The sequence below is a fragment of the Erythrobacter sp. HL-111 genome (genome assembly GCF_900105095.1).
Classification (GTDB): domain Bacteria; phylum Pseudomonadota; class Alphaproteobacteria; order Sphingomonadales; family Sphingomonadaceae; genus Erythrobacter.
This window is the reverse complement of sequence record NZ_LT629743.1, coordinates 2,581,980-2,603,157: the sequence shown is the minus strand read 5'-3', so window position 1 is coordinate 2,603,157 and position 21,178 is coordinate 2,581,980. Positions and strand designations below refer to the sequence as shown.

The 21,178-nt window shown below is 67.3% G+C and carries 17 protein-coding genes; 7 read left to right on the top strand and 10 right to left on the bottom strand.

Annotation, left to right across the window (positions count from 1 at the left end; all coding sequences use genetic code 11):
• Positions 1–2 precede the first annotated feature (2 nt).
• From BLU08_RS12285 to BLU08_RS12275, 3 genes are read right to left on the bottom strand one after another with little or no spacing between them, the layout of a single operon-like run.
• Positions 3–1,370 (bottom strand): phenylacetate--CoA ligase family protein, encoded by a 1,368-nt coding sequence (locus tag BLU08_RS12285; RefSeq protein WP_090199845.1) that lies wholly within the window; start codon positions 1,368–1,370, stop codon positions 3–5.
• A complete protein-coding gene (locus BLU08_RS12280) occupies positions 1,367–2,665 on the bottom strand; it encodes an MmgE/PrpD family protein (RefSeq protein WP_090199843.1) in 1,299 nt (432 codons plus the stop codon). The genes BLU08_RS12285 and BLU08_RS12280 overlap by 4 nt, the downstream gene beginning before the upstream one ends.
• Positions 2,662–3,900, bottom strand: coding sequence for an MmgE/PrpD family protein (locus tag BLU08_RS12275; RefSeq protein WP_090199841.1), 1,239 nt, complete (start codon positions 3,898–3,900; stop codon positions 2,662–2,664). The genes BLU08_RS12280 and BLU08_RS12275 overlap by 4 nt, the downstream gene beginning before the upstream one ends.
• 41 nt (positions 3,901–3,941) lie before the next feature.
• On the opposite strand from BLU08_RS12275, the gene BLU08_RS12270 reads away from it, so the two are divergent.
• On the top strand, positions 3,942–4,703 hold the full coding sequence (locus BLU08_RS12270; RefSeq protein ID WP_233995980.1) for a GntR family transcriptional regulator: 762 nt from the start codon (positions 3,942–3,944) through the stop codon (positions 4,701–4,703).
• 8 nt (positions 4,704–4,711) lie between these two features.
• On the opposite strand, the gene BLU08_RS12265 is transcribed toward BLU08_RS12270, so the two are convergent.
• The 5 genes from BLU08_RS12265 to BLU08_RS12245 are packed head-to-tail and all read right to left on the bottom strand — an operon-like array spanning position 4,712 to position 9,636.
• Positions 4,712–5,812, bottom strand: coding sequence for a CaiB/BaiF CoA-transferase family protein (locus BLU08_RS12265; protein ID WP_090199837.1), 1,101 nt, complete (start codon positions 5,810–5,812; stop codon positions 4,712–4,714).
• Between the two features lie 21 nt (positions 5,813–5,833).
• Positions 5,834–7,066, bottom strand: coding sequence for a CaiB/BaiF CoA-transferase family protein (locus BLU08_RS12260; protein ID WP_090199835.1), 1,233 nt, complete (start codon positions 7,064–7,066; stop codon positions 5,834–5,836).
• Positions 7,067–7,080: 14 nt separating this feature from the next.
• Entirely contained in the window at positions 7,081–8,268 is a 1,188-nt protein-coding gene (locus tag BLU08_RS12255; RefSeq protein ID WP_090199833.1) for an acyl-CoA dehydrogenase family protein, read from the bottom strand.
• A 26-nt stretch (positions 8,269–8,294) separates the two neighbouring features.
• A complete protein-coding gene (locus BLU08_RS12250; RefSeq protein ID WP_090199831.1) occupies positions 8,295–8,804 on the bottom strand; it encodes a MaoC family dehydratase in 510 nt (169 codons plus the stop codon).
• Positions 8,797–9,636, bottom strand: coding sequence for a CoA ester lyase (locus BLU08_RS12245; protein WP_090199829.1), 840 nt, complete (start codon positions 9,634–9,636; stop codon positions 8,797–8,799). The genes BLU08_RS12250 and BLU08_RS12245 overlap by 8 nt, the downstream gene beginning before the upstream one ends.
• 157 nt (positions 9,637–9,793) lie before the next feature.
• On the opposite strand from BLU08_RS12245, the gene BLU08_RS12240 reads away from it, so the two are divergent.
• Positions 9,794–10,732 (top strand): DUF1838 family protein, encoded by a 939-nt coding sequence (locus BLU08_RS12240; RefSeq protein ID WP_157674547.1) that lies wholly within the window; start codon positions 9,794–9,796, stop codon positions 10,730–10,732.
• Positions 10,733–10,810: 78 nt separating this feature from the next.
• On the opposite strand, the gene BLU08_RS12235 is transcribed toward BLU08_RS12240, so the two are convergent.
• Together BLU08_RS12235 and BLU08_RS12230 are read right to left on the bottom strand one after the other, a co-directional pair.
• The gene (locus BLU08_RS12235) at positions 10,811–13,303 is read right to left on the bottom strand and encodes a TonB-dependent receptor (RefSeq protein WP_172801034.1); all 2,493 of its coding nucleotides are present in this window, start codon (positions 13,301–13,303) and stop codon (positions 10,811–10,813) included.
• Positions 13,304–13,435: 132 nt separating this feature from the next.
• A complete protein-coding gene (locus BLU08_RS12230) occupies positions 13,436–14,113 on the bottom strand; it encodes a hypothetical protein (protein WP_233995979.1) in 678 nt (225 codons plus the stop codon).
• A 191-nt stretch (positions 14,114–14,304) separates the two neighbouring features.
• On the opposite strand from BLU08_RS12230, the gene BLU08_RS12225 reads away from it, so the two are divergent.
• Genes BLU08_RS12225 through BLU08_RS15520 form a run of 5 tightly spaced genes read left to right on the top strand, consistent with a single transcriptional unit; the run spans position 14,305 to position 21,148 of the window.
• Complete coding sequence (locus tag BLU08_RS12225; protein WP_233995978.1) at positions 14,305–16,881, top strand: TonB-dependent receptor; 2,577 nt, start codon at positions 14,305–14,307, stop codon at positions 16,879–16,881.
• Positions 16,881–17,924 carry a VOC family protein gene (locus BLU08_RS12220; RefSeq protein WP_157674546.1) on the top strand — a complete coding sequence of 348 codons (1,044 nt, stop codon included), beginning with the start codon at positions 16,881–16,883 and terminating at the stop codon, positions 17,922–17,924. The genes BLU08_RS12225 and BLU08_RS12220 overlap by 1 nt, the downstream gene beginning before the upstream one ends.
• Positions 17,914–19,131: a serine hydrolase gene (locus tag BLU08_RS12215; RefSeq protein WP_090199819.1), complete on the top strand. Its 1,218-nt coding sequence runs from the start codon at positions 17,914–17,916 to the stop codon at positions 19,129–19,131. The genes BLU08_RS12220 and BLU08_RS12215 overlap by 11 nt, the downstream gene beginning before the upstream one ends.
• Complete coding sequence (locus BLU08_RS12210; protein WP_233995977.1) at positions 19,128–20,426, top strand: MFS transporter; 1,299 nt, start codon at positions 19,128–19,130, stop codon at positions 20,424–20,426. The genes BLU08_RS12215 and BLU08_RS12210 overlap by 4 nt, the downstream gene beginning before the upstream one ends.
• On the top strand, positions 20,426–21,148 hold the full coding sequence (locus BLU08_RS15520; protein ID WP_233995976.1) for an FAD-binding oxidoreductase: 723 nt from the start codon (positions 20,426–20,428) through the stop codon (positions 21,146–21,148). The genes BLU08_RS12210 and BLU08_RS15520 overlap by 1 nt, the downstream gene beginning before the upstream one ends.
• The last annotated feature ends 30 nt before the right edge of the window (positions 21,149–21,178 follow it).

The following is a 21,178-nucleotide window of genomic DNA, read 5'->3' as shown; positions in this document are numbered from 1 at the left end:
CCCTAAAGCCCCCGCTCGTCGATCAGGCGCAGCGGCTTCTGGCGGGTGTCGATCTCGGTCGCCCCGGCCGTGCCGCCGGGCGGGACCAGTTCGACTTCGACTTCGACCCCCAGCCCGCGCCGCAGCGTCTCGGCGAGCTCCGCCCTGTCGCTCCCGCCCCGGCTTTCGAGCGTCACGGTCATCGCATCCCTCTGGCTCGCATCGCGGCGCAGGTGGCAGACATATTCGCCGGTTAGGTCCGCCCGGTTCTCGATGATCGCGCCGATCGCGTGGGGAAAGACGTTGATCCCGCGCAGCTTGACCATGTTGTCGCTGCGCCCCTTGAAGCCCGCGATCCGCTTGAACACGATCTCGCCGCGGCCGTCGAGTTCATGCGTCACGTCATGCGTGTTGAAGCGGATGCAGGGCGCGATATCGTCCTTGTAGAGGCAGGTGACGACCATGTCCCCGGTGCCGCCCGGTGCCACGGGTTCGCCCGTGTCGACATCGAGCAGTTCGAGATATTGCGCGTCCTCCCAGACATACATCCCGTCACGCTCCGGCCCTTCGCCCGCGATCGTGCCGGTGTCGCCGACGCCGTACCAGTCATAGGCTTTCGCACCATGCCACGCCGCCTCGGTCGAGGCGCGGTCCTCGGTCCCGAGATGGCCGATGATCATGCGGATGGCGATCTTGTCGAACAGGCCTTCCTCCTCGGCGGTGGCGGCGAGCTTGCGGATGTAGTCGACGAAGCCGACGATGGTGGTGACGCCGAAATCGGCCATCAGGCGGACCTGGTTGACGCTGCGCGTCTCGATCCCGGTGCCCGCCGACAGGAACACGCTGTTGGTGAAATGCGTCACCGCCTCGCGGATGTAATGCCCGCCATTGATCATGCCGTGGCCATAGACCGAATGGACCACGTCACCCGGCTCCAGCCCCATCCAGCGATACATCCGCCCGACCAGCAGGTTGCCGACCTCGCGCCCCTTCGGCCCGAACATCAGCGTCTGCGGCTTGCCGGTCGTGCCGGAAGTCGTGTGGAAGATCGTCGGCGGGCGGCTGGCGGGATCGCCCATGCCGTGAAAATCGCCATAGGGCGGGTACTGCGCGATCGAGGCCATGAGGTCGCTCTTGTCGTAGACCGGCAGCTTGGTGATGTCCTCGAGCCCGCGGATATCGCCCGGCTCGATGCCCTTTTCGCCCCATAGCCGCCGGTAGAACGGCACCTGCCAGCCGCGCTCCATCAGGCGGCGGAACTGCGCGTCCTGCAGGGCGAACAGCTCGTCGCGGCTCATCGCGGCATAGCGCGCGGTGAAGGCGTCCCCGACGGGGTAGTCCTTCAGCAGCTGCTCATGGTCGAGCGCTTCGAAATAGGTCGGATAGGTCATGGCTGTCCCGTGAAGTAGGCGAGAGGATCGTCGAAGATGCGCGGATCGGCATCGGCGGGCGCGAGATCGCGGGCGAGATCATGCTTCGCCTGCGCCTGCGCCCGGGTGAGGGGATTGCCCGGACTGCCGAGCGTGTGCGCGATATCGTGGCTTTCCCGGCGCCCGTCGGCGAAGGTCACGGTGAGGCGCTGCGGAAAGAGCGCGTTGGGGTCCTCGTTGCCGTCCGGGACAAGCGCGATGCGGCGCGCAAGCCCGGCGAGCCGTTCGTCCGCCATGTGCGCGGGCGTGAAGCGGCGCGGGTCCACCACCCCGTCGACCAGCATCAGCGCGCCGAGCCATTGCAGGCAGAGCCGGGCGTAGGCGGGCGTCATGCCTGGCCTGTAAGGCCGCGCGACGAGCCGGCGGACAAGCGGCGGGCAGGCGAGCTCGATCCGGTCCACCGCGTCCGGAGCCAGTGCCAGCTCCTGCAGCTTGCCGAGCGCCGCGTGGCTCGCCCGGCCCGACGGGAAGGGCTTCACGCTCACCTCGCCGATGCGCCAGACCTTGCCGAGACCCCGCGTGTAGCTGGCCAGATCGCCGGAATCGAACAGGCGGAAGTAACCGAATTCGCCCTCGAGCGGGTCCCTGGGGCCGGGAAAGCCAGCCCTGGCAAGATCGCTCGCCGTGATCGCCGCGCGCGCGGCATTGGCGATCTGGAAGGGAAGCGTCGCAAGGCCCTCGACATGGGGCTGCATCGTGCCCGCCGCGCTCGAATAGGCCAGCCCCAGCGTGTCGTCCAACGGCGCCCCGTCGATCCGCGCCGCGGCCAGCGCCGCGCCGATCACCCCGGCCGTGGCGGGGCGGAAGAAGGTCAGCCCGCTCGTCGCCGCAAGGCCGAGCCCGGCGGCGATGTCCACCCCGACCGCGAGCGCGACCAGCGCCTCGTCCGGCTCGCACCCGCCGCGCCGGTCGATCGCCGCGCCCAGTGCGGCAACGACCGTGCTGAGCGCATGAACCACGGCCGGTTCGTGCACCGCGTCCCATTCGAGGCAATGCACGCGGTAGCCGTTGACGAAGGCGGCGGCGGGCGCGGGCAGGCGGCCGGGCGAGCCGATCAGCCGTGCATCGCCGCCCGCCCCCATTGCCTCGGCCGTGGTGCGGATCGCCTCAGCGCCGGGCGCCATCGCCCCTGCCGCGCCGACCGCGAGCGTGTCCGCCAGCAGCCGCGCGGCATCGGCACGGGCGGCATCGGGCAGGACATGGTCCGCACCGGCGAAGGCGAGAAGGGCGGCGGTGGGGCTTGCGGGGGCGCTCACCGGATCCAGTCCTCGAGCATGGCGTCGATCTCGGCCGCATCGTCGCCTTCGAGCGCGAGGCGCACCGCGCGCTGCGCTTCGCTTTCCGGCAACCCGCCCCAGCGCGCGAGGCTGTGCATCTTGGCAACGATCCGCTCCTCGCTCACCGGGCGTTCGGGATCGCCCAGCGTGTCGACCAGTTCGAACCCGTTGACGCGTGCCCCGAAATGCGCGGGATAGCGGGCGGTGAAGTCCGCGCCTTCCGCGACGCTCACCTGCGCGCGCAGGTCGGCGAGCGCCGCGATGGCTTCCCTGGTGAAGTCCTCCGGCTCCGCATCGCGCCCGTCCGCGATCACGGCCACGGCGTGCTGGAGCGAGAACTTGGCCTCCAGCTCGTTCGCCGGATCGGGCCGGTCGCAGAAGGTCAGCGCATCGCGGAAGGTTTCGACCGTGAAGGGCGGCTCGAGCTGTCCGGAGCGCCGCAGTTCCAGCGCCGCGTCGATCGCCGGATGGGCATGGCGGCAGGCGGCGAAGGGCTTGAAGCTCACCGTGTCGATCAGCCAGGCGTTTTCCTCCCTTGGCCCGTTCGATGCAAGCTCGCCCGGCTCCTTCGTCATCGCAGCGAACAGCCCCTGCGGCCCTTCGAGCAGGCCCTGCGGCCCCGTCGCCCCGTAATGGACGTGGAGCGCCGCATCGCGGCCCGTGCGAACGGCGTGGAAGACGTGCCACTGCTTGGTCAGCACGTCGTCGTGCCGCATGTGCCACAGCCCGCCCGCGACCGATCCCGCATTGCCCAGCGCATTGGCGTATTCGATCGGGGCGAAGCCGAGCAGCGAGCCGAACGCCGCCGAGGCCCCGAACACGCCCATCGTCGCGGTCGGGTGCCAGTGGGCATAGTGATGCGAATCGAACGCCGCTCCGATCGCGATCATCGCCTCGTAGCCGCGCACCGCCGCATCGAGCCGCTGCGCCATGTCGGCGGTCGAAAGGCTCAATGCGGCGGGCCACACCACCGGCCCGGGATGGAGCAGGCTGGTGCGGTGCACGTCGTCCATCTCGAGCACGTTGCCGAGATAGGTCGCCCGCTCCCACCCGCGCGAGGAGATCGAGGCCCCCAGCGCGCCCGCCTCGCTCGTCCGGGCTCCCGCCACGCAGGCGAACCAGTCGAGCAGGTGGAACCGCGCGCGTCGCCGCTCGCTTTCGGAAGGAGGCCGCGCTAGGGTCGCGGCAAGCAAGGCCAATAGCGGTTCGCTCATCGCGCCGCTCCGGGCCTGGCGAAGGGTCGATGGAGCAAGACTTGGCAAGCACTGCCAGCACGACGGACAAGAAAAGACAGCGCACCCCGCGCTACCTGCAACTGGCGGGCGAACTGCGCGAGGCGATCCTCCAGGGCGAGTTTTCGGGCGGCAAGCAATTCCCCACCGAAACCGCCCTGTGCGCGCGCTACGACGTCAGCCGCTTCACCGTGCGCGAGGCGCTGCGAAGGCTCGAGGCGGAAGGCCTGATCCAGCGCCGCCGCGGGTCGGGCACCACGGTCCAGCCGGCGGCCGCGCGCGGCGGGGCGCTGCACCAGCCGCTTTCGAACGTGGGCGAACTGCTGCAATATGCCCGCGACAGCGAAGTGCGCTACGAAGAGGTCGCCAGCGGCGCGCTGCCGGACAGGGTGGCGGAACAGATCGGCGTGCCGGTGACGGGCGAATGGATGTGCTTTCGCGGCACCCGGCGCCATTCCGAGGACGCCCTGCCGATCGCGGTGACCGACGCCTATTTCCACGAATATCTCGGGGAAGCCCCGCGCGAGCTCGATCTTTCGGCGGGCACGCTGTTCAGCCAGATCGAACGGTTGGCGGGCGTGCGGATCGGCAAGGTCACGCAGGACATCCAGGCGATTCCCGCCGACGCGGCCACGGCGAGCGCGCTCGGCATCGACGAGGCGAGCCCGGTCCTGCGCATCCTGCGCTGCTATTTCGATCCCGACGGGCGCCTGTTCGAAATCTCGGTCAGCCACCACCCCGGCGACCGCTTCGCCTACGCCATGCACATCGACGTCGAGGGGTAGCTGGGCCGTCATTCCGGACGGCCGCCTTTCGCGGGCACGGGCGCGGGCTTCCACTCCTCTCCGGCGAAGCGGATCGGCGGCGCGATGTGCCGCCCGCCGCCCTCGGCCTCGACGATGAGGCCGCGTTCGGCGACATGCGGTTCGTCGAAGGCCTCGCGGAAATCGAGCACCGGGGAGAAGGCGACGTCCCTGTCGGCGAACCATTCCACCCATTCGGCGCGGGTCTTCGTGGCGAAGGTTTCGCGCAGGAAGGCGATCAGTTCGCCCTGTTCGCCCGCCGGTGCCTCGGCGAGCGGGAGCAGGTCCTCGCGTCCGAGCGCGGTCAGGAGGTTCCTCGCGAACTTGATCTCGCGCCCGCCGAGCACGACGTGACGCCCGTCCGAGGTCCGGTACACCTGGTAGAAGCCCGCCCCGCCGAGGCTGCGCTGCGTGGCCGACGTGGGGCTTTCTCCGCCCGCGATCGCGCTCCCCGCGGTGTGCACGCACCACGGCAGCAGGCTGTCGAACATCGCGCAGTCGAGATAGGCACCCTCGCCCGTCCGTTCGCGCGCGACCAGCGCCATCAGCACGCCCGACAGCGCCGTCAGCCCGGCAGCGAGATCGGCGCTGGGCGCACCGGGGACGACCGGGGTTCCGTCCGGCCCGTCGTTCACGCTGAGAAACCCTGCGAGCGCCTGCACCGCCATGTCGTGCGCGGGATGATGCGCGAGTGCGCCGTCCTGCCCGAAGGCGGAGATCGAGCAGTAGATGATGTCCGCCCTGATCGCCCGCACCGCCGCGTAATCGAAGCCGAGCCGCTTCATCACGCCGGGCCGGAAACCCTCGACGAAGACGTCCGCCCCCGCGATCAAGTCGCGCAAGGCGGCCTTGCCCTCCTCGCTCTTGAGGTCGAGCACGACGCTGCGCTTGCCGCGATTGAGATTGGCGAACCAGACCGAATGCTGCTCGTCGCCATAGGTGTCGAACGGGGCCTGTGCCCGCGCGGGATCGCCCGCGGCGGGTTCGACCTTGATCACCTCGGCCCCGTGATCGGCCATCATCACCGTCATCATCGGACCCGGCAGGAACTGCGTGAGATCGACGATCCTTATCCCTGAAAGCTTGCCCATCCTCTCCCCTCTCGCCCGCGTTCAGACCACGCCGCTTTCGCGCAGCCGCGCAATGGCGTCCGGGTCATAGCCGAGATCGGCGAGGATGGAATCGCTGTCCGCGCCCAGCAGCGGTGCGGCGCGGTTGGGCGGGCGCTTGCCGTCGAACTTGAGCGGACTGGCGAGGATCTGGAGATCGGGCTTGTCGGGATGCGCGATTTCCTCGCGCATCCCGACGGTCCGCAGCCACGGATTGTCGAGCGCCGCGCCGAGCGTGTAGACCGGCGCGACCGGCACGTGCCCGGCGAGCAGTTCCTGCCAGTGCGCCATCGGCCGCTGCGCGAATTCCTCGTCGAGAATGCGGGTCAGCGCCTCGCGGTTCGCCAGCCGGTCGGCGTTGTCGGCAAAGCGCGGATCGTCCTTCAGATCCTCGCGCCCCATGCGGGTGACGAGGATGTCCCAGAACTTGGGCAATTGGCACATCACGAACATCCAGCCGTCGGCCGCCTTGAACATCTGGCTCGGCGTCGCGGTCGGGTGCGCGCTGCGCGGCGTGCGCTGGGTTTCGTCGCCATGGTTCATGAACCAGAGCGCGGGATAGCTCGTCTGGTGGATCGCCGCGGAAAGCAGGTCGGTGTCGACATCGCGCCCCTCGCCGGTGCGCTGCGCGTCGATCAGCGCGCCGAGCAGGCCGATGCAGAAGATCGTGCCGGTGATGAAATCGACCATGGAAAGGCCCATGCGCTGGGGATCGCCGCCGGGCTCCCCGGTGATCCGGCAATAGCCCGCCTCGGCCTGCATGAGGTAGTCGTAGCCGGGCCACTTCGCACGCTCGTTGTCGCGGCCATAGGCGGACAGGTGGGCGCACACGATCGCCGGGTTCACCTCCCTGAGCGAAGCATAGTCGAGCCCCAGCCGCGCGGGCAGGTCGCCGCGCATGTTGTTGGCGACGACGTGGCTTTCGGCGGCAAGTTTTCTCAGGATCGCCTGCCCCTCGTCCGTCCTCATGTCGAGCGTGAGCGAGCGCTTGTTGAGATTGAAGCTCTGGAAATAGGTGCTTTCCCCCGGGCGCAGGAAATGCGGGCCGACCGCGCGCGCAGTGTCCCCGCCCCCGCGGCGCCTGCCGTCGGGTCCGGGCGTGCCGGGGGGTTCGATCTTGATGACCTCGGCGCCCATCTGGGCAAGGAACATCGTGCCGTAGGGACCCGCGCCATATTGCTCGGCGCTGATGACGCGAAAGCCTCTCAGGGGCAGGCGATCCGGGGGGCAATGCACCGCGCCGCCCCCGCTCAGATCTGGTTTTCCTTGAGATGCTGCTTGGCGATGATGATGCGCTGCATCTCGTTCGTGCCCTCACCGATGCACATCAGCATGGAATCGCGATAGAACCGCTCGATGTCGTATTCCTTGGAATAGGAATAGCCGCCGAAGATCCGCATCGCCTCCTGGCTGTTCTCGACCGCGGCTTCGGAGGCGAAATACTTGGCGATGCCCGCTTCCTTGTCGCAGCGTTCGCCCTGGTCATAGGCTTCCGAGGCATCGAGCGTCAGGAGGCGCGCGGCCCGTGCGCGGGTAACCATTTCGCCCAGTTTCAGCTGGATCGCCTGGTGCTGGGCGATGGGCTTGCCCATGGTCTCGCGCTGCTGGGCGTATTCGGTGGCGAGACGCAGGCTGCCTTCGGCAAGGCCGACGCCGCGCGCCGCGACATTGATGCGCCCCAGTTCAAGGCCGCCGGTGGCCTGGAAGAAGCCCTGGCCCTCGACCCCGCCGATCAGCTGGTCGGCGGGGATGCGGTAGTCCTCCATCACCAGTTCGGCGCTGTCGATCGCCTTGTATCCGAGCTTGTCGAACTTCTTGCCGGTCGAAAGGCCGTCCCGCTTGTCGGCAATGAACAGGCTCATGCCCTTGTAGCGCGGCTCGGCCTTGGGATCGGTCTTGGCGAGCAGCGCAAAGCATTGTCCGTTGAGGGCGTTCGAGATCCAGGTCTTGGTCCCGTTGAGGATGTAGTCCCCGTTCTCGTCCTTGCGCGCGACCGTGCGGATCGCCTGAAGGTCGGTCCCGGCATTGGGTTCGGTAAGAGCAAGGCCGCCGCGGATTTCGCCGGTCGCGAACTTGGGCAGCCATTTCGCCTTCTGCTGCGCCGTGCCGAACCGTTCGACCGCAGCGGCCATGATGAGGTGCGAATTGAAGATTCCCGTGATCGCCATCCAGTGGCTCGAGATTTTCATCACGATCTTGGCATAGGTCGTCGCAGGCAGGCCGAGCCCGCCGTATTCTTGGCCGATCGTCGCGCCGAACAGGCCCATCTCGGCCATCTGGTCGACCAGTTCCTTCGGCCACAGATCGTTGTGATCGTGGTGCTTGATGACGGGGATGACCTCGCGTTCCATCCAGCGGTCGATCGCGTCCATGAAGGCGCGTTCTTCCTCGGGATCGATCGTGCGGACCTGGCCTTCGAGCTTCGCGGCGGTTGCCATGGGAATTTCCTCGGGAGTTTGGGGGTTCAGTCGTCGAGATTGCCGTGCCCGCGCTTCCAGACGAGCACGGTGCGCTTGTAATGCGCGACCACGTCGCCGTGCTGGTTCTTCGCGGTGGTCTTGAACGTGACGATGCCCTGTTCGGGGCGGCTCTTGCTCTCGCGCTTTTCAAGCACTTCGCTTTCGCAATAGAGCGTGTCGCCGACGAACAGCGGCTTGGTCATCCGCACCTCGTCCCAGCCGAGATTGGCGATCGCCTTGCCGCTTGTGTCGGACACGCTCATGCCGGTCATCAGCGCAATGGTGAGCGGGCTCACCACCAGCGGCTTTCCGAATTCGGTGTCCTTCGACAATTCGTAGTCGAAATGCGCCGGGTGGGTGTTCATCGTCAGCAGGGTGAACCAGACATTGTCGGCATCGGTAATCGTCCGCCCGGGGCGGTGTTCATAGACATGGCCGACTTCGAAATCCTCGAAATAGCGCCCCTGGACCTCGCGGAAGCGGCCCGGCGATACCTCGATGTAACTGTCACGCATTCATCTGCTCCCCACTGGAACCCTGTTCGTGCCGCGCGATCACGGCGCGGTATTTCTTGATGAAGGGGGCCTCGAGCATCCGCCCCTTGAACCTTATCGCGCGCCCGCCACCCGCTTCGTAAGCGTCCAGCGCCTCGCGCGCCTCGGCCACCTCGGCCGCGCTGGGAGCGAAGGCCCGGTTGATCGCGGGGACCTGGCGCGGATGGATCGCGGCCTTTGCGGAGAATCCGAGCCGACGCGCTCTGGCGCATTCGTCGGCAAGGCCCGCCTCGTCCTCGAGCGCGATGAACGGCACGTCGATCGCGGGCTTGCGCGCTTCGGCGCAGGCCAGGATCACGTGGTGGCGCGCGGCGAGCAAGGGCTCCCAGGCGAGATCGACGCCCAGTTCGCCCGAGAAATCGCCCCCGCCGAACATCACCGCCGCGACCCGGGCGTGCGCGGCGATTTCGAGCGCGTGGCGCAGCCCGCGCGGGGTCTCGATCAGGGGAACGAGGGCGGGACAGCTCTCCCCCAGCGCGCCCGCGACCACGTCAAGCTCGGCCGCGCTTTCGACCATGGGGACGAGCAGCGTTTCGGGAAGCGTGGCGCATTCGGTGAGCGCGGCAAGGTCGCGCACGCCGAAGGCCGTCGCGACGCCGTTGATCCGGACCGCCCAACCGGCGGGCGCCTGCGCGACCTGCGCCAGGGCGGCGCCGCGCGCGCTCGCCTTGTCCCCCGCCGCGACCGCATCCTCCAGATCGATCACCGTCAGGCCGGCGCCGCCCGCCTTCGCCTTGGCGAAACGGTCGGGCCGCGAACCGGGCACGAAAAGGAGGCTGGCGGCGACGAACATGCTGAAGGAGGCTATCCCGGCTGCGGCCCGGCGATCGGGCAATTTCAGGGTTCACAATTTGTCCGGACAAATCTAAAGTCAAGGAGGAATTGCTGATTTGTCCGGACAAACGGGTCGGCCATCCGACGGATGGATGCCCGCAGGGGAGGCGAGAACCATGAAATCGATCAAGGCCGTTTTGGTTGCAGCGACCATGCTGGCAGGCACCGCGGGGCTTGCGGCGCCTGCCGCGGCGCAGATGCTCGACCCTTCCGACCCGGAGGACGCCGTCGAGATCGCGAAGCGGATGCAGTGCGGGGTCTCCGCCGACGAGCCGGCGGTGTTCCACTGGTCGGGCAACATCTACGGCCGTGCGCCGGGAATCCGCGACAAGCTGCTGTTCAAGGGCGAAGGCATGAACATCCGCCGCTGCGTCGAGGTGGAGGACCCGGAACGCGGCAAGGGCTGGCGGCTCATCAGCCGCGAACTCATGCTCATGCTCGACCCCCGGACCGGCGAGGTCGTGAACCGCTGGGAGAACCCCTATACCGGCGAGACGGTCGACGTGATGCATATCCACAATGACCCCGTGAACCAGCCGCCCAGTTTCCCGGTGCGGCCCGACGGCTCGCCCTTCGCACTGTCCAGCCTCAGGATCGAGGGCGATTACGTCTTCATGCCGTTCGAGGCGCCGCTGTTCTATCCCAACCCGCTCGCGGGGGAATACCAGGAATATGTCGGCAACAGGTATCACGCGATGGAGATCTTCGACTTCGCCGCCGACAGGGACGAATTGTTCGATGCCTCGCTGCCCACCGCCTATCCGCTGATAAGCTGGGTCCGCATCTCGCCCTGGGCCCCTTGGATGAAGATGGGCGGCCGGCCGGGCCAGATGGTCTTCAACGCCATGGGGCGCAAGCTGCCGGGCGGGTTCGAGGAACTGCCCGACGTGCTGAAAAGCGAGATCCGCGCGAACTTCCCGATCTACGAGGACGCCCCGCCCAAGGACGACATGCGCCCCAACGAGACGACCTGGACCAAGTTCAAGCTGCTGACCGACCGGGCGCGCGCCGAAGGCAAGGCCGACAAGGCCGCCGGAGGCCACGAAGGGCACTGACCCTTCGGCATCGGCCACGCGAAAGGGGCGGGAAGCGACGGGCTTCCCGCCCCTTTTCCGGTCGGCCGACCGGCCCTGTCAGAAGGTCGAGACGACCAGCAGCCCGACCCGCCGGCCCGGCCGCGGCGCCGCGACGAAGCTTCGGCGGAAATCGTTGTTGCCGTCGGCAAAGCGCAGGATCTGGCGCACGGCGTCCTCTTCGAACAGGTTCTCGGCATAGAACTGGATGCGCAGGCGGTCGTTCTCGACCCCGATGCGCGCATCGACCTCGGTCGCATCGCCGCTGAAGGCCTCGTTGTGGACCTGCGCGAAGGAGCTCGAGGTGTAGGTCATGTTCGCCCCGGCGAAGAAGCTCCATTCCTCCATGCCACCGCCGAGCGGCGTCTGGTAGGCGAGGTCCGCGAACACGCGGTGTTCGGGCGCACGCGGGATGTCCTTGCCCGCGATCGAGCCGAACAGGCTCTGGCAATCCGGGATGTCGGGGAATTGGTCCCCGGTCGAACAGTTGACGAGACCGTCGTCGGCGACATCGTTGAGAATGCCCTGCTGTTCGTCGAAGCCTTCGACGAACTCGGTGTCGGCCAGCGCGTAATTCGCGGTCAGGGTGAAATCGCCCAGCCGCCCGACCATTTCGGCCTCGATGCCCCAGATTTCCGCCGCGCCCGCGTTGACGGTGGCGCTGAAGGTCTGGCCGCCGCCCTCGACATTCTGCGAGAGCTGGTAACCCTCGATATCGGTGAAGAACGCCGCGAGGTTGAAGATCATCGCCCCGTCGAAGAAGGCATTCTTGAAGCCGATTTCGTAGGCCTTGTTCTCTTCCTCTTCGAATGCCGCGAGGCCGGCATTGCGGGCCAGCACGTTGTTGAAGCCGCCCGGCTTGATGCCCTCGGCATAGACCGCGTAGATCAGGTTGTCGGGCGTCGCCTGCCAGTCGAGCGTGACGCGCGGCGTGAACGAGGTGAACTTCTGCGGTTCGAACACCTCGCCTGCCGGGCGCTGCTGCCCCTCGTCGAAATCGAACAGGACCTGCTCGATCGTCTCCTCGGCATAGCGCCCTTCGAGCGAGAGGTTGAGCGTCGGCGTCAGTTCGACGTTGACCGCGCCGAACACCGCGATGTTCTCGATGTTGCGCCGCGTCTCGTCGCGCATCTCGGGCAGGGAGGGACCGAACAGCGGCACGATCGAGGCGCAGGCCGGATTGGCCGCGCAGCCCGCCTGTTCCTCCGCGAACCGCGCGCCGAAGCTCGCCCCCGCGCGCGCCAGCGCGTCGGCCGGGACCTCGCGGATCGAGAAATTGTCGTCGCTCTGGTCGAAGAAGTAGCCGCCGAGCACGAGGTCGAACCCGTCGCCGTCGTAGTTGAGCCGCAATTCCTGCGACCAGTCGGTCAGCTCGCTCCGCCCGGCGAAGGAGAAGTCGACCGTGCTGCCGACGAAGCCGAAGGGAAAGACCGGACCCGCCGGGCCGAAGCCGACCGGCGCGCCGATCGGGAACCGCGCGAAGACGGCCGTCTGGAAGCTTTCGGGACTGTAGTCCCCGTCGGTAAGCTGCGATTCGGTCCGGTCGTTGAAGCCGGTCAGCGAGACGAGGCTGAGCCTGTCGCTGAATTCATATGCCATGCGCAGCGAGACGTTGTAGGTGTCCGCCTCGATCCCGACGTCCGCGGGATTGATGAACTGGCGGGTGTAGTCGGTGCTGATCGGCTGCGCGTCGATCCGCCCGCAGAAATAGCGCCCCCGCCCGCCGTAGAGCGAGCCATTGTCGAAGAAGCAGTTGTTCTGGTTCGCGTCCTGCTGGAACAGCGCCGGCTGGCCGTCGTCGGTGCGGTTGTAATAGGCCCGGAAAGTCGCGGTGAAGGGCCCGCCATCGTCCCAGTCGAGCACGCCGGAAGCCGACCAGGAGGATTGCTTCCCGATCTTGGTCCCGTCGAACTGGTTGGTGAACTCGCCGCCGAAATCGTAATAGCGTCCGTTGAGGCCGAGCGAGAGCCCGTCGGTGATCGGCCCGCGGATGCCCGCCGTGATCTCGTAGCGATCCTGTGTCGAGGCATCGAGGGCAAGGCGCCCTTCCCACGTGTCGCCCGGCTTCTTCGAGATGATGTTGATCGCGCCCGAATAGGTGTTGCGGCCGTAGAGCGCGCTCTGCGGACCCTTCACGACCTCGATCCGCTCGATCGTGTCGACGTCGTAATCGGCAAGACTGCCGGTGTAGTAGATCCCGTCGATGAAGAAGGCGACGCCGGATTCGCCGAGGATGTTGGCCTGGCCGCGGATCACCGGGCGGAATGCGGCGCCGCCGCCGCGCCCGAGGCTCTCGTCGTAGAACAGGCCGGGCGTGGTGTTGGCGATCTCCTCGAGATTGTCGAGCGCGAGTTCGGTGATCGTCTCGGAGGTGACGACGGCAACGGTCGACGGGACCGATTGCAACGTCTCTTCACGCTTGCGCGCGGTGACGATGATCGGCGCGTCGCGCTCCGCGATGCTGACCTCTTCCTCGTCCGCCTCCTGCGCCAGAAGCGCGCTCGGCGTCAGCATGGTCGCTGCCAGCAGGGCCGAACAGGCAAGTTTCCCCATGAATCCCCTCCCGTTAATTGCGTCGCTCATGGCGCCCGCGTAACAATATGACCCCGCTTTATTCCTGCCCGATGTCCGCAATTTGTCCAGACAAATTTTTTCGCCGCCTCCGAACGGGGTCCGGGTGAGGGATCATTGCAACGGTTTGACGTTGCCGAGGAAGGCGGTGACGGCCAGCAGGACATAGACCGCCCAAACCCAGATCCGGGTGCGGTCCATCGTCCGGCGCAGAGGGATCTCGGTCGCGTCGCTCGATCCTTCCTGCAGCACCGCGGCGAGCTGCGCGCCGACCGGCTTGAAGGTCACGTCGATCATGATCGCGGCGACGAATATCAGGCCGAACAGCAGTCCCTTCCACGCCAGCCAATCGGGCGCGAGCGGGGCGTCCAGCAGCAGGCTCTGCCCGCCGAGCCAGAGATAGAATCCCCCGATCACCCACCGCAGGACGCCTTCGATCCGGCGGTTGCGCGCCGCGCGCGGGGTCTGGTCGTGCCAGTGCGAATCCCACACCAGCGCGAGCCAGAACAGCCCCACCGCCCAGGCCGCCAGCAGCAGCCAGGCCGGCACGTCCCACCAGCCGCCCGCATCGACCACGCTGAGCGACAGCGGCACCATCAGCGCCCAGGCGCTGCGCGGGACCATGTCGATTTCGACGAGGAGGGTGAGGAGGGCGATGCGCTGGTCGAGCGACCACTTCTCCCGCTTCCTGAAATGCTGGCCGAGCACGAACACGCCCACGTCCGCGCCGAGCCACAGCACGAACAGCAGCAGGTGGACATAGACCAGGACCGGATAGGCGAAATCGGACACGGACACCCCCTTGCAAGCGGAACTGTTGCCGAAACGGCACGCATATTGATGGAATCGGACAATTTGTCCGGACAATTCGCATTTCCTTGCTTGACAAGCAATAGGTTGTCCGGACAACTTTCGCCTCGCAGGTAGGCAACGACAGACCGGCAGGGGGCCGGCATCATCCTTTGCCCACGGAGGAAATCCGCATGACTTCTCGCACTTCGAAGCAGCTCGCGCTGCTCGGCATGACATCGAGTCTCGCCATTGCCGCGTTCCCCGCGACCGCCCACGCGCAGGACCTCGACCAGGACCCCGACCGGGAGGTCGTCGAGGAAGAACCCGAGCGCGGGGTGACCTCAATCATCGTGACCGCCCAGCGGCGCGAGGAAAGCGTGCAGGACGTGCCGATCCCGATCTCGGCCTTCGACCAGCAGGAATTGCAGGCCCGCGGCGCGTTCACCGCGCTCGACGTGGCGCAGTTCGTGCCCAACCTCGTCGGGCTCAACAACACGGGCCTCGGCACGGCGAATGCCTATTACCTGCGCGGGATCGGCAACACGGAAAGCATCGCGACCTTCGATCCGCCGATCGGCACCTACGTCGACGACATCTATCTCTCGCGCCAAAACGCGAACAACCTGTCGCTGTTCGACGTCAACCGCATCGAGGTCCTGCGCGGACCGCAGGGCACCCTGTTCGGACGCAACACGACCGGCGGCGCGATCAATGTCTTCCTGTCCGAACCGGGCGACGAATTCGCCGGCTATGTCGAAGCGGGCTATGGCTCCTACGAACAATATCTCGCCCGTGCCTCGGTCGACATCCCGCTGGCGGACAGCTTCGCGGTCAAGATCTCGGGCTACTGGCAGGACGACGACGGCTGGGCGATCAACAATGTTACCGGCGAACGCGCCAACGAGAACGACGGCTGGGGCGTGCGGCTGGGGATGCGCGGCGAATTGTCGGACAGCGTGCGCTGGACGGGCTCGTACATCCACACCGTGTCGGAAGCGGTCAACCTGCTCAATTTCGATTGCGACCCGACCAATCCGACCAATTGCGACGGACGCTTCACCGCGACCGGCCTGACGAAGGACGGCAATTTCATCAGCCCTGCCTTCGGCCCGCTGGTCAGCGGCGAAAAGGCCAATTTCGGCCTCGGCAACGAAGCGACGATGGATTTCATCTCGTCCAATCTCGAAATCGACATCAATGACGACTGGACCGTGAATTTCATCACCGGCTTCGTCGATATCGGGCAGCAGTTCGCGCTCGATTTCGCCGATGGCCGATCCCTGCCGGACGCCTCCAACCCGGTTCCGCCGGTGGTCGGGTGGACCTATGGCGGCTTCGACATCATCAATGACGGCGATCACACCCAGTTCACGCAGGAAGTGAAGTTCACCGGCTCGATCGCGGACGGCCTGCTCGATGTCGTTGGCGGCGTGTTCTACTTCTACGAGGACAACACGACCGATTTCGCCGACATCTTCACCCTTCCCATCGCGCCGGCCCCGGACGGCTTTCCGCTGCTTCTCGCCGACCGCACGCTCACCAACACGGCCGAAGCCTGGGCGGGCTATTTCCAGGCCGATCTCAACATCACCGATGAGCTGACCCTGACGGCGGGCATCCGCTACACCGACGAGACCAAGACCTTCTCGATCCGCGACAACCGCGCGCGGGTGGACGGCACGAACCTGTGCAGCGCGCCCAACCAGTTCGGCCCGTCGCCCTGCATCGAGGACGCCAATCTCGTCGCGAGCAACGGCGCGGCGATCCCGACCGAACAATCGGTCGACCTGTGGACCCCGCGCTTCGCCATCAACTACTCGCCGAACGACGACATCCTGCTCTTCGCCAGCGCGACGCGCGGCTTCAAGTCGGGCGGCTGGAACGCGCGCGGCACCACGGCCAACCTGCTGCTTCCGTTCGGCCCGGAAACCGCGTGGAGCTACGAAGTCGGCGCCAAGACCGAGCTGTTCGATCGCCTGATCCGGTTCAACGTCACCGGTTTCTGGCTCGACGTGGCGGATCTCCAGACCCCGTCGGCTTTCGTCGCGGCCGATGGCGCGCTCACCTTCATCACGCGCAATTTCGCCGACTACGAGAACAAGGGCGTCGAGGTCGAGATCACCACGGTCCCGATCGAAGGGCTCAACCTGTTCGCCGCGATCGGTTACCAGGACGATCGGTACGACATCGATCCCAATGCCCCCGCGCTCGACGAATTCGGCGTGCAGTCGGTCGCCGCGCAGCAGCAGGACTGCCTTGCCCAGCTCGCCGCCGGACTGCTGCCCAATATCGGCGGCGGGCCGGACGAAGCGGGCGCCTGCGGGGTCGGCATCGTTTCGCCCGACGGGTCGATCTCGACCCCGGTGCGCACGCCCGACTGGACGGTCTCGCTCGGCGGCAGCTACGATATCGGCCTCGGCAGCGATTTCACGCTGACCCCGGCGGTCAACGCCAACTGGCGCAGCGACAGCGATGTCGGCACCAGCCAGGTGACCTTCTTCGACCAGTCGGTGACGGGCAATTCGGGCACGGTCTATCCGACCAACACGCTTGGCCTCGGCGATCCGATCGACCCGGCGACCGGTTCGTTCAGCCCGGCGCGCTGGATCGTCAACGGCACGCTCACCCTTCGCAACGTGAGCGGGTGGGCGCTGACGGCGGAATGCCGCAACTGCTTCGACGAGGAAGCGGTCGAAAGCTCGCTCGCCGATTTCGCCTATCTCAACCCGCCGCGCACCTGGATGGTCAGGGCCAGGTACGATTTCTGATGGTTCGACAAACGGTGGCGGCGGCGGTTGTGGCCGTCGCCGCCGCATTTCCTCTTTCCCCGCCGCTCGCCGCCCAGCCCGCTGCCGATGACGGCGTGGCGCCGTGGACCGAAGCGGTCGTCAGCGTCACCGACCTTGAAGAGAGCGCCGGCTGGCTGGTCGATCACGGCGACTGGCGCGAAGTGGCAAGGGGCACGCTCGACGCTTCGGAAATCGCCTACTGGAAGCTGCCCCGCGACGTTACCGGCGCGTTCCTGAAGATTTGCGCGCCCGAAGCCGCGGAAGGCTGCATCCGCTATGTCCGCTTCGACGGCGCGCAAGCCCAGCGCCCGATCAGGCTTGCGGCAAGGCCGTGGGACACGGGCGGCATCTTCTCGATCATGCTGCGGAGCGAGGATGCCGGCGCCGCCTTCGACGCCGCGATCGCGCGCGGGTGGTGGGCCGAAAGCCAGCCCTACGCCTTCGAATTCGGTGGCTCCGACCTCGTCAATGTCGTGGTGCGAGGCCCGCACGGGGTCAATTACGCGCTCTACGAAAGGAAGTCGCCGCCGTTCGATTCCTTCCCGGTCGGCAAGCTCAGCCGCGCCTTCAACGCCATGCGGATGGTGAAGGACCAGCCCGCCAGCCTCGCCTTCTACCGCGACCTTCTCGGCTTCGGCGTGCTGTTCGATGCGCCCTTCACCGATCCCGAGCCGCGGGTGAACAATTTCTCGGTCCCCGCCAATCTCGCCACCACCCTCGTGCGCCGGGCCGCGGTGGCTCAGCCGGTCCTTCCGGGCGAGACGGGCCGGATCGAGGTGATGGCGTTCGAGGGATTCGAGGGCCGCGATTTCTCCGCCCACGCATCGCCGCCCAATCTCGGCATCCTGTCGGTGCGCTACCCGGTCGAGGATCTCGGTGCCTATCTCGGCACGCTCGCCGCGCGCGGGCTCGAACCTGAATATGGCGCGGACGATGTCGCGATCCCCGGGCTCGGGACGGTCGCCATCGCCGCATTCCGCGATCCCGACGGCAACCTGACGGAATTCTACGATGCGGACTGACCTTCTTGCCGCCGCGCTTGCGACCCTTGCCGCCGCGGTCGCGGCGCCTCTCGCGGCCCGGGAGAACGACCCGGAGTTCGAACGGCGCTGGCAAAGCCTGCTCGACGGGGGATATGGCGACCCGCTCTCCATTCCCCCGGAATGGTACGATCCCGTCGCCCCGGTGGCCGGCGCGCCGACGCCGGTAGAACGCGCCGAGAGGCCGGAGGATCACGTTGCCCCGACCGCACTCGCCGCCGCGGCAAGCTGGGCCGAATCGCAGAATTCGGCCGCGCTGCTGGTTGCGCGCGACGGCAAGCTCGTGTTCGAACGGTACTGGCAGGGCAGCGGGCGCGACACGCGCTTCAACCCGCAAAGCATGTCGAAAACGGTGCTCGCGCTGCTGGTCGGCATTGCGATCGAGCGCGGGGAAATCGGCTCGGCGGATGATCCGATCGGGCGCTATGTCACCGAATGGCAGGGCGAGGAGCGCGGCGAAATCACGCTCCGGCAGATGCTGTGGATGGCAGCGGGCCTCGAACAGGGCGACGATGGCTACGGCTACGAAGTGACGCGCGACAACCCGGTGGTGCGGCACAGCCTGGGCAGCGATTACACCCGGCTGCTCCTTTCGCTCGAACCGGTCGGCGCGCCGGGCGAAACGTTCGATTACAACAACCAGGTCAACCAGCTGCTCTCCATCGCGCTCGAACGGGCGAGCGGCGAGGACTACGAAACGCTGCTGTCCCGGCGCCTGTGGAAACCGCTCGGTCTTGCCGACGCCGCGATCCCGCTGGACCGTGAAGGGGGGATGGCGATCAGCAGCTGCTGCATCCTTTCGCGCCCGGTCGACTGGCTGCGGATCGGCGGGCTGTTCGTGAACGGCGGACGCTACCGGGGGCAACAGATCGTGCCCGAGGCGTGGATCGCGCAGATGCTCGCACCCTCGCCGGCCTATCGCGGCTATGGTTACCAGGTGTGGATCGGCAACCAGCAGATCGGCGGCGAACGCCCCCGGCTGGTGCCGCTGGTGCCGTGGCAGAGCGAAGCATTCGCCGCGCCGCAGGTCGTGATCCTGAACGGCCACGGCAACCAGCGCGTCTATGTCATGCCCGACAGGCGCCTGGTCGTCGTGCGGTTCGGGCGGGAATGGCCCGCGGCATGGGACGACGCGGTGCTGCCCAATGTGATATGGCGGGGCACGAGCGCCGAGGAGAAGCCCAAGTGACGTCCAGCCCCGTGACCGAGCCCGCGACAAGCGGCGAATTCGCGAAAGGCTGGAAAGTGCTGCTGGCCGGCGTGGTCGGCGTGATGTGCGGGGCATCGCCCATTCCCTACAACGTGATCGGCTTTACCGCGGAGCCGCTGCAGGCCGAATTCGGGTGGAGCCAGACCCAGGTCCTCGTGCCGATCACCCTGTTCGGCGTGATCGCGGCCCTGCTCGCGCCGGTGTTCGGCTGGATGGCCGACCGGTTCGGGGTGCGGCCCGTCGCGCTGTGGTCGTTGGCGGCCTTCGGCCTCGCCTTCGCCGCGATCTCGCTCACGCCAAGCGCGAACGAGCCCGAAACACTCTACATCTATTACGGCTTCTGGGTCGTGGTCGGGCTTGTCGGGATCGGATCGACCCCGGTGACGTGGAGCCGTGCGATCAACCTGTGGTTCTTCAAGCATCGCGGCCTTGCTCTCGGCATCCTGTTGATGGGGACCAGCATCGCAGCGATGGTCGTGCCCAAGTTCGCGGTCTTCGCGATCGAGAATTACGGCTGGAGATCGATGTTCGCGGCGGTCGCGCTGTTTCCGGCGGCGGCCCTGGTGGTCGCCTTCTTCCTGTTCCGCGAACCGCGGCCCGAGGAACGGCCAAGGGCGATCGAGAGCGCGCGGGGGCGGCTGACCGGGGTCACGCTCGGATCGGCGCTCGCCAATTACCGCTTCTGGGTGATCTGGCTGTCGATCGCGCTGATCGCGGGCGCTTTCGGCGGGGCCTTCATCAACATGCCGACCATGCTGCGCCTGCGCGGAGTCGAGGCGCAGGCCGCCGCGACCGTCATGGGCATTCTCGGCATCGGCATCTTCGTCGGCAGGCTGGCGACGGGCGCGCTGCTCGACCGGTTCTGGCAGGGCTTCGTCGCCTTTCCGCTGCTGTGCCTGCCCGCGATTTCGGCATGGCTGCTGCTGGGCGACAGCCTCGCCTTCCCGGCCGCCGCGCTGGCGGGTTTCCTGCTCGGTTTCGCGGCGGGGGCGGAAAGCGATCTCATCGCCTACCTGACGGGGCGCTATTTCGGGATGGCGAATTACGGCAAGATCTACGGGATGCTCTACATGCCCTTCGGCCTGTTCAGCGCCGCCTCGCCGGTGATCTACGCGCAGGTCTATGACCGCACGGGAAGCTATGATCCGATCCTCGAACTCTCGATCTTCGCCTTCATCATGGGCGGCGCGCTGCTGCTGCTGCTCGGGCGGTACCCGGAAAGCTTCCCCGAAGCCGAAGAAGACACCCCCAAGGCAGAAATGGAGCCCGCCTGATGGCAACGCTCGCATCAGACCATCCCCTCGCCCCGGTCCGCCAGGCGGTCGGCGACGCGCCGCTGCTGACCGATGCCGACAGCCTCGCGCTCTACAGCCATGACGTGCTCGCGAAAGGCGCCGAGCCGCTCGCCGTGTTCCGCCCGGACAGCGTCGAGGCGCTGGCGGCGGGCATCGGCGCGGCGACCGGCGCAGGAATGGCGATCGTCCCGCGCGGGGGCGGCATGAGCTATACCGGCGGCTATCTCTATTCCGGCGGGCCGTTCCTGCTGGTCGACACCGCCGCGCTCGACCGCGTGATCGAGGTGAACGAGACCGACATGACCGTGACGGTCGAGGCCGGGATCAGCTGGGATGCGCTGCGCCGCGCGCTCGCGCCGAAAGGCCTGCGCGTCATGGCATGGGGCACGCTTTCGGGCATCCGCGCCAGCGTGGGCGGGGGGATGAGCCAGAACGGCGTGTTCTGGGGCGCGGCAAGAGGCACCGCGGCGGACAGCGCGATCAGTTTCGACGTGGTGCTGGCCGATGGCACGGTGATGTCCACCGGGTCCGATTTCTTCCGCCCCTACGGCCCAGACCTCACCGGCCTGTTCGCCGCCGATTGCGGGGCCTTCGGGGTCAAGGCGCGGGTGACCCTGAGGCTGGTGCGCGAGGCGAGCGCGTTCGCCTACGGCTCGTTCAGCTTCGGCAGCCACGCCGCGCTTCTGGGCGCGATGAGCTAGATCGCGCGGGCGGAACTCGCGAGCGAGAGC

Excerpts from the sequence above, each read along its gene's own strand:
- BLU08_RS12235 (WP_172801034.1), bottom strand. The coding sequence starts at position 13,303 with ATGGGGAAACTTGCCTGTTCGGCCCTGCTGGCAGCGACCATGCTGACG.
- BLU08_RS12240 (WP_157674547.1), top strand. The coding sequence starts at position 9,794 with ATGAAATCGATCAAGGCCGTTTTGGTTGCAGCGACCATGCTGGCAGGC.
- BLU08_RS12265 (WP_090199837.1), bottom strand. The coding sequence starts at position 5,812 with ATGGGCAAGCTTTCAGGGATAAGGATCGTCGATCTCACGCAGTTCCTG.
- BLU08_RS12245 (WP_090199829.1), bottom strand. The coding sequence starts at position 9,636 with ATGTTCGTCGCCGCCAGCCTCCTTTTCGTGCCCGGTTCGCGGCCCGAC.
- BLU08_RS12225 (WP_233995978.1), top strand. The coding sequence starts at position 14,305 with ATGACTTCTCGCACTTCGAAGCAGCTCGCGCTGCTCGGCATGACATCG.
- BLU08_RS12285 (WP_090199845.1), bottom strand. The coding sequence starts at position 1,370 with ATGACCTATCCGACCTATTTCGAAGCGCTCGACCATGAGCAGCTGCTG.
- BLU08_RS12220 (WP_157674546.1), top strand. The coding sequence starts at position 16,881 with ATGGTTCGACAAACGGTGGCGGCGGCGGTTGTGGCCGTCGCCGCCGCA.
- BLU08_RS15520 (WP_233995976.1), top strand. The coding sequence starts at position 20,426 with ATGGCAACGCTCGCATCAGACCATCCCCTCGCCCCGGTCCGCCAGGCG.
- BLU08_RS12275 (WP_090199841.1), bottom strand. The coding sequence starts at position 3,900 with ATGAGCGAACCGCTATTGGCCTTGCTTGCCGCGACCCTAGCGCGGCCT.
- BLU08_RS12255 (WP_090199833.1), bottom strand. The coding sequence starts at position 8,268 with ATGGCAACCGCCGCGAAGCTCGAAGGCCAGGTCCGCACGATCGATCCC.
- BLU08_RS12250 (WP_090199831.1), bottom strand. The coding sequence starts at position 8,804 with ATGCGTGACAGTTACATCGAGGTATCGCCGGGCCGCTTCCGCGAGGTC.
- BLU08_RS12215 (WP_090199819.1), top strand. The coding sequence starts at position 17,914 with ATGCGGACTGACCTTCTTGCCGCCGCGCTTGCGACCCTTGCCGCCGCG.